Annotated in this window: 5 protein-coding genes; 3 read left to right on the plus strand and 2 right to left on the minus strand. The window is 73.7% G+C overall.

What is annotated here, in order from left to right; translation table 11 throughout:
• Window positions 1-153 precede the first annotated feature (153 nt).
• Entirely contained in the window at window positions 154-2,775 is a 2,622-nt protein-coding gene (locus ACTIGN_RS14735; protein ID WP_439625083.1) for a PSD1 and planctomycete cytochrome C domain-containing protein, read from the plus strand.
• Between the two features lie 184 nt (window positions 2,776-2,959).
• Entirely contained in the window at window positions 2,960-4,366 is a 1,407-nt protein-coding gene (locus ACTIGN_RS14740; protein WP_439625085.1) for a DUF1501 domain-containing protein, read from the plus strand.
• A gap of 5 nt (window positions 4,367-4,371) precedes the next feature.
• On the opposite strand, the gene ACTIGN_RS14745 is transcribed toward ACTIGN_RS14740, so the two are convergent.
• The gene (locus ACTIGN_RS14745; protein WP_439625087.1) at window positions 4,372-5,214 is read right to left on the minus strand and encodes an extracellular solute-binding protein; all 843 of its coding nucleotides are present in this window, start codon (window positions 5,212-5,214) and stop codon (window positions 4,372-4,374) included.
• An 81-nt stretch (window positions 5,215-5,295) separates the two neighbouring features.
• On the opposite strand from ACTIGN_RS14745, the gene ACTIGN_RS14750 reads away from it, so the two are divergent.
• Window positions 5,296-6,801 carry a hypothetical protein gene (locus ACTIGN_RS14750; protein WP_439625089.1) on the plus strand — a complete coding sequence of 502 codons (1,506 nt, stop codon included), beginning with the start codon at window positions 5,296-5,298 and terminating at the stop codon, window positions 6,799-6,801.
• A gap of 87 nt (window positions 6,802-6,888) precedes the next feature.
• Here the strand turns inward: ACTIGN_RS14750 and ACTIGN_RS14755 are convergent, their stop codons facing one another.
• A complete protein-coding gene (locus ACTIGN_RS14755; protein WP_439625091.1) occupies window positions 6,889-7,161 on the minus strand; it encodes a hypothetical protein in 273 nt (90 codons plus the stop codon).
• Window positions 7,162-7,227: the final 66 nt, after the last annotated feature.

Here is a 7,227-nt window from a genome sequence, read left to right on the forward strand (position 1 = left end):
GCTACACCGAACTGAACACAGTTCCCACCAACTTTCGCGACGCATACCCCGCCGGCGGGTGACGCGCCGAATTCGGTTGCGGCCCGCCGCCGGCGGGTGGTACACTCCACCTCCCGCCGGCCCCGCCCCGCTGCCACCTGCCTGCTGCCACACATGCGGACCCACTCCCTCCCGCTCGCCGCGGCCGTTGTGCTGTGCCTCGCCGCACCGGCCGCCCGCGCCGACGACCCCGCGAAGCCCGACCCCAAGGGCGTCGAGTTCTTCGAGAACAAGATCCGCCCCGTCCTCGTCGCGCACTGCTACTCGTGCCACTCCGCCGACGCCGCGAAGGGGAACAAGCTCAAGGCCGGGCTCGCGCTCGACACGCGCGACGGGCTCCGCAAGGGCGGCGAGACCGGCCCCGCGGTCGTCCCCGGCAAGCCGGACCAGAGCCTGCTCGTCAAGACCATGCGGTACGCGGCCGACGCGCCGGAGATGCCGCCGAAGGGCAAGCTCCCCGACGCGGTGGTCGCCGACTTCGAGGCGTGGGTGAAGATGGGCGCGCCCGACCCGCGGGCCGGGGCCGCGGCGGTCGCCCGCAAGGGGATGAGCCTCGAAGACGGCCGCAAGTTCTGGGCGTTCGTGCCCCCGGCGAACCCGGCCGCCCCCGCCGTCAAGGACGCCGCGTGGCCCCTGGCCGCCGCCGACCGGTTCGTGCTCGCCGCGCAGGAGGCGAGGGGGCTCCGGCCCGGCCGCGACGCGGACCGCCGCAGCCTCGCGCGGCGCGTCTCGTTCGACCTGACCGGCCTGCCGCCCGCCCCCGAAGACGTCGAGGCGTTCGCCGCCGACGCGGCCCCCGGCGCCTACGAGAAGATGGTCGACCGGCTCCTCGCGTCGCCGCACTTCGGCGAGCGGTGGGGCCGGCACTGGCTCGACGCGGCCCGGTACGCCGACAGCAACGGCCGCGACCGGAACGTGCTGTGGTTCCACGCCTGGCGGTACCGCACCTACGTCATCGACAGCTTCAACCGCGACGCGCCCTACGACCGGTTCGTCCGCGAGCAGGTCGCCGGCGACCTGCTCCCCGCGGCCGACGCCGCCGAGCGGGACCGGCTCCGCGTCGCCACCGGGTTCCTCGCGCTCGGCCCGAAGGCGCTCGAGGAGGCGAAGCCGGACGTGTTCCACATGGACGTGGTGGACGAGCAGATCGAGGTCATCGGCCGCACGGTCCTCGGGCTGTCGGTCGGGTGCGCCCGGTGCCACGACCACAAGTTCGACCCGATCCCGACCCGCGACTACTACGCGATCGCCGGCGTGCTCCGCAGCACCGAGCCGCTCTCCGGCTACGGCCCGCTCGGGATCAAGGCGACCGCGTTCCACCACGCCCCGCTCCTGCCGGTCGGCCCGGACGCCGAGCGGCTCGGGGCCGACGCGCTCGCGTACCTCGCGAAGCTCCACGACCTGACGCTGAAGCAGAACACCGCCCGCTCCGACCGCTACCGCGTCGTGCGGCGACTCACCGACGCGAAGCTCCAGATCGCCAAGCCCGGGGCCGACAAGGCGGCGCTCCAGGGCGACATCGGGCGAATGGAGGCCGAGATCAAGGACTGGGACGCGAAGGTGAAGGCCGCGGAGGCGGACCTGAAGGCGGCGACCGAGAGCCCGCCGCCGATGCCGGCCCTCGCGATGGCCGCCCGCGACCGCGCGAAGCCCGTGGACGTCCGCGTCCACGTCCGCGGCGAGACGACGAACCTCGGCGAGGTCGCGCCGCGGGGCGTGCTCCGGGTGGTGCCGACCGCCGCCCGGCCGATGCCCGCGGCGGCGAGCGGCCGGCTCGAACTCGCCGACTGGCTCGCCGACCCGGGGAACCCGCTCCCGGCCCGCGTGTACGTCAACCGGGTCTGGGCGCACCTGTTCGGCCGCGGGCTCGTCACCACGCCGGACGACTTCGGTGTGAACGGCGCGAAGCCGACGCACCCGGAGTTGCTCGACCACCTCGCGGTGCGGTTCGTCGCCGGCGGGTGGAGCACGAAGAAGCTCGTCCGCGAACTGGTGCTGTCGCGCGCGTACCGCCTCTCGACGAATGCGGAACGCGGAACGCGGAACGCGGAGTCGAAGGCCCGGCTGTTCGGGGTGTTAATTCCCCACTCCGAATTCCGCGATCCGCACTCGGTGGACCCGGACAACACGCTCTACTGGCGGATGGCCCCGCGGCGGCTGGAGGCGGAGGCGTTCCGCGACGCGGTCCTCGCCGTCAGCGGGGGGCTCGACCCGGCGCCGCCGGCCGGCGGGCCGCTGGCGAAGGTGAACCCGTACCGAAGTGCCGAGTACTTCGGCCACCAGCCGGCGTTCGCCGCCGACCTGTTCGACGTCCCGCACCGCAGCGTCTACCTGCCGGTCGTCCGCGGGGTGCTGCCCGAGGTGTTCCAGTTGTTCGACTTCGCCTCGCCGGACCGGCCCGTCGCCGCCCGCGACCGCAGCACGGTCCCGGCGCAGTCGCTGTACCTGATGAACAACCCGTGGGTGATCGCGCAGGCGAAGCGCGCCGCGGCGCGGCTCCTGGCGACCGGCCCGGACGACGCGGCCCGTGTCGAGCGCCTGTACCGGCTCGCGTACTCGCGCCCGCCGACCGCCGAGGAGGCCGCCCGCGCCGCGAAGTACCTCGCCGCCCCCGAGGCGCTGCTCCCCGACCCGAAGGCGAAGGCCCCGGCGACGTCCGAGAGGCTCCGCGAGGAGCGCTGGGCGAGCTTCTGCCAGACCGTGTTCGCGTCCGCCGAGTTCCGCACCCTCCGCTGAACCGAGTGCGGAGTGCGGAGTGAAGACAAGAGACCGGGTAGAAGTCCTCGGCGGTTGGCGGGCCGCCACGGATTGCGGTCCCTACTCGCGAACTTGGTTCGTAGGGGCCGCCCTCCGTGGCGGCCCGCGTGAGAGCAAAGACACCTACCGTTGCCGACCCCGATCACCGCGCCGAGGGCTGTCAATGTCCGGCTCGCATTCCGAATTCCGCACTCCGCGTTCCGAATTGCCGTTCTCGCGGCGGCAGGCGCTGAAGCGCGCCGGGACCGGGTTCGGGTACGTCGCGTTCGCCGGGCTCGCGGCCGAGGCCGCGGCGCGCGAGGCCCGCGCGCCGGACTCGCCGCTCGCGCCGAAGAAGCCGCACTTCGAGCCCAGGGCGAAGCGGGTCATCTTCCTGTGCATGCGGGGCGGCCCGAGCCACATGGAGACGTTCGACCCGAAGCCGCAGCTCGCCGCCGACCACGGCAAGCCCGGCAAGCTCAAGGGGGGCAAGCTCCTCGGCTCGCGGTGGAAGTTCAACAAGCACGGCGAGAGCGGCCTCGACGTGGTCGAACTGCTCCCCGAGACCGCGAAGCACGCCGACACCCTGTGCGTCCTCCGCGGGATGCACACCGACAACGAGAACCACCCGCAGGCGCTGGAACAGCTCCACACCGGGAGCTTCCAGTTCACCCGCCCGAGCGTCGGGAGCTGGGTGCTGTACGGCCTCGGGAGCGAGAACCGGAACCTGCCCGGGTTCGTCAGCATCAACCCGCTGTCGGCGCTCGGCGGCACCCGGTACTACCAGAGCGCGTTCCTCCCCGCGGCGTACTCGGCCACGCTGCTCGGCGACGCCAACCGGCCCACGCCGAACCCGACCGTCGGCAACCTCGTGAACCCGCGGCTCACCGCGGCCGGCCAGCGCGACCAGCTCGACCTGCTCCGGGCGATGGACCGCGACCTCGCCGCGAGGACCGCCGACCCGCAGGTCGAGGGCATGATCCAGAGCGCCGAGCTGGCGTTCCGCATGCAGGGCGAGCTGCCGAAGGTGATGGACCTGTCGGGCGAGACGAAGGAGACGCTCGCGCAGTACGGCGTCGGCGGCCCCGGCGACACGTTCGGCCGGCAGTGCCTCCTCGCCCGCCGCATGTCCGAGGCCGGCGTGCGGTTCGTCGAGATCACGCACACCGAGTGGGACCTGCACGGGTCGCTCACGTCCGGGATGACCCGCAACTGCCTGCAGATCGACAGGCCGGTCGCGGGGCTGCTCGCGGACCTGAAGCGGCGCGGGTTGCTGAAGGACACGCTGGTGATCTGGGGCGGCGAGTTCGGCCGCACGCCCGAGGACCCGACGCAGGACGGCCGCGGGCACAACAACCGCGGGTACTCGATGTGGCTCGCGGGCGGCGGGGTGAAGGGCGGGCTGGTCCACGGCGCGACCGACGAGTACGGGTACGAGGCGGTGTCGGGCAAGGTCCACACCCACGACCTGCACGCGACGGTGCTGCACCTGCTCGGCCTGGACCACGAGAAGCTGACGTACCGGCACGGCGGCCGCGACTTCCGCCTCACCGACGTCCACGGCGAGGTGGTGAAGGAGATCCTCGCGTGACGCGCTCACCGTGCGAGCGGCGCGTCGGCCCACGGCGGTGCGCCCGCGGCGACGGTGAAGCGGAGTTCGCGGAAGTGAACCAGCCCGCGGTCGGTCGCGGCGACGTACCGGGCGAACCGCCGCGCGTCGTCCGGGCGCAGCGACTGCGTGAGCGGCGCCGCTTCGATCCGCCCGTCCACGCCGTCCAGTTCCGGCACCGCCAGGACGCGCTGTTCGCGGTAGCCCGGTGAGTGCGCGACCGCGTCCCACACGACCGCCGCGTCCACGCCGCCGGCCTTCGCCGCGTTCGCCGCCTCGGTTACCGTTCCCGTGTCCACCACCCGCGGTTCCAGCGCGCTCCACTTCCCGGTCGCCCTCAGGTGCGTGCGGGCCAGCACCCCGACGGCCGCGCCGGGGTTGGGCACCGCGACCCGCACGTCGGCCCGCAACAAGTCGCGCCATTCGGTCACGTTCTTCGGGTTGCCCGGAGCCAGCAGCAGCACCGCCCGCACCCGTGCGACCGGGAACGACTCCGCCACGAACCCCTGCTCGCGGGCCTGCCGGACGTAGCTGTCGTCGGCCGGGATGAACACGTCGGCGGGCTCCGACGGTGTCGGCAGCCGCACCCGGGTGAGGACGTCTTCCGACGCGCCGAACCGCAGTTCGACGCGCTGCCCCGTCTCGCGCTCGTAGTCGGCCGCGACCCGCTCCAGCGCGAGGCGGACCGTCGGGGCGGCGTACACGATCAGCGGCGGGGCCGCGCCGGGGCCGGGGCGGTGGTCGCGCTCGCGCCACACCAGCGCCGCGATCAGAACCACGAGCGCCGCGGCCGAGCCGAGCGCGACAGCGGTGGACGGACCGAGACGCATCGCGGGCTCCTCCTCAAGTTCCCCAGGCCGCACGGTCGATACTACCCGACGAACCGGCACTCTCGCCCAAGAGGGTATGCGATGCGACGGCGGCTCCTTCTCGCACAGTGCGGGCTCGTTCTCGGGGTCGGGTCGGCGGCGGCCCAGCTCCCGCCGTTCCCGCAGACCCCCGTGACCCCGGCGACCACGCAGCCGCGGCCCCCGTTCCCGCAGTTCCCGCAGGGGCCGGTCGTCCCCGCGTCGATGTCGCCGGCACCGGGCGCGCCGGTCCAGCCCGCTGCGCCGGTGATGCGCACGCAGCCGCCGTTTCAGCCCGGCGTCGCCCTGCCCCCGGGTACGCTCCCGCCGGGCTTCTCGCCCCCGGGGGCCGTACCGGGCGCGACCAACCCGCCGGCCGCGTTCCCACCGGCGCTGCCGGGGCAGCTGGGGCAGAACCCGAACGGGAACCCGGGGCTCGGCCAGAACCTTAACCCGATCGCGCAGCCGCAGGAGGTGCCGCTGCCGTACCCCGAGGCGAAGACGCCGATCAACGTCCGCGACCTGTCGCTCAAGCGCGTCTCGGGCGGGTGGCAGCTCTGGGGCGGGTTCAAGGTGCTCCGCGACTTCGGGGACCGCGAGCTCGACGCCCGCAACGCGCTCCGCGTCTACAAGGACCTGCGGCCGACCGAGTGGGTGACCATCGGCACGCCGCGGCCGGTCGTCGAGTACGCGCTCGTGGACGGCAAGTCGCCGGTGACGCTGGGCATGCCGGGCCGGGACGACGCGGGCGGCGGCGCGACCACCAGCGGCCCGGTGGTGACCGGCGCGGGGGCCACGAACATCGTCCCGATCGACTTGCGCACGGTCCGCGTCGAGGCGGTCCGCGGGGTGTGGTGCGTGCGGGACGACGACAACCTGCACTTCAACTTCGGGCCGGTGCGGGCCGACGCCGAGCAGGCGGTCGCGGCGATCCGCCGGTACGGGTTCAACCGCGTCGGCGTCGTGGGCCAGGGCGTGCCGGTGATGACGTACCTGTTCGCGGGGTCCGAGGAGGCGATGCCCGCGAAGGCCGACAAGGGGCCGCTCGCCCGGGTCGCGCTCCAGGCGCAGATCGACGGGCTCACCCGGGTCGGCATCCCGGTCGCCGGGGTCGGGTTCGTCGGCGAGATGACGCAGGTGGACCCGCGGAAGCTCGACGTCCGCAAGGACGGCGGCGACTGGGTGGTCGCGTCGGGGGTCGAGGTGCTGGGGCGGTTCGGGCCGAGCGAGTGGGCCGCCCGCGACGCGGCCCGCGCGATGGGCGACATGCGGGTCACCGAGTTCTGCAAGGTCGGGTCGGGCGGGCTGACGTTCTTCCTGGCCAACGGGAAGGCCCCCACCCGGGTGCCGTTCAACCTCCGGGGCCGGCGGTTCGACCCGGCGGCGCTGAAGGTGCAGGCGTACGGGAACCGGTTCGCGGTGACCGAGAACGGCCGCCACCTGTTCGACTGCGCCACCGCCGAGGAGGGCGAGACGCTGCTCCGCGTGGTCAAGAGCTACGGGTTCGACCAGCTCGGGTTCATCGGCTCCGGCAAGGTCGGCGTGCAGTTCCTGGCGAAGGCGCAGTAGCCAGAGGGGGGAGCTGGGGAGACACGGAGAGGGGGAGAGAAACCGAGAGGGTGTCTTCACCCCATGTCTCCCCAGCTCCCCCTCTGATTACCAGCCCAGCACGGTCCGCAGCCGCTCCAGGCCGCCGGCGAGGGCGGCGTCGGCCGTGGGGAACGCGGCCGCCGGGTCGTCGAGGCGCTTGCCGTTCACGGTGTTCGACACGGCGCACGCGAACGTGCCCGCGGCCGGCCGCACCTCCAGCTTGTACAGCGGCTGCCCGCCGACGAGCACGAACGTCGTCTCGGAGCGGACGCCGGGCTTGAGCGCCCCGTCGCGGAGCTTCAACCAGTCGGGAACGGCGTGCGTCGCGGTCGTGGTCACGGTGGGTCTCCAAGTTCCGGGCGGGCCGGGAGCGCGAGCGACCGGGGTCGTGTGCTCCACGCCACC

Origin of the sequence: Gemmata sp. (genome assembly GCF_051859125.1) — a bacterium.
Lineage (GTDB): Bacteria > Planctomycetota > Planctomycetia > Gemmatales > Gemmataceae > Gemmata.

Excerpts from the sequence above, each read along its gene's own strand:
- ACTIGN_RS14735 (WP_439625083.1), top strand. The coding sequence starts at position 154 with ATGCGGACCCACTCCCTCCCGCTCGCCGCGGCCGTTGTGCTGTGCCTC.
- ACTIGN_RS14740 (WP_439625085.1), top strand. The coding sequence starts at position 2,960 with ATGTCCGGCTCGCATTCCGAATTCCGCACTCCGCGTTCCGAATTGCCG.
- ACTIGN_RS14745 (WP_439625087.1), bottom strand. The coding sequence starts at position 5,214 with ATGCGTCTCGGTCCGTCCACCGCTGTCGCGCTCGGCTCGGCCGCGGCG.
- ACTIGN_RS14750 (WP_439625089.1), top strand. The coding sequence starts at position 5,296 with ATGCGACGGCGGCTCCTTCTCGCACAGTGCGGGCTCGTTCTCGGGGTC.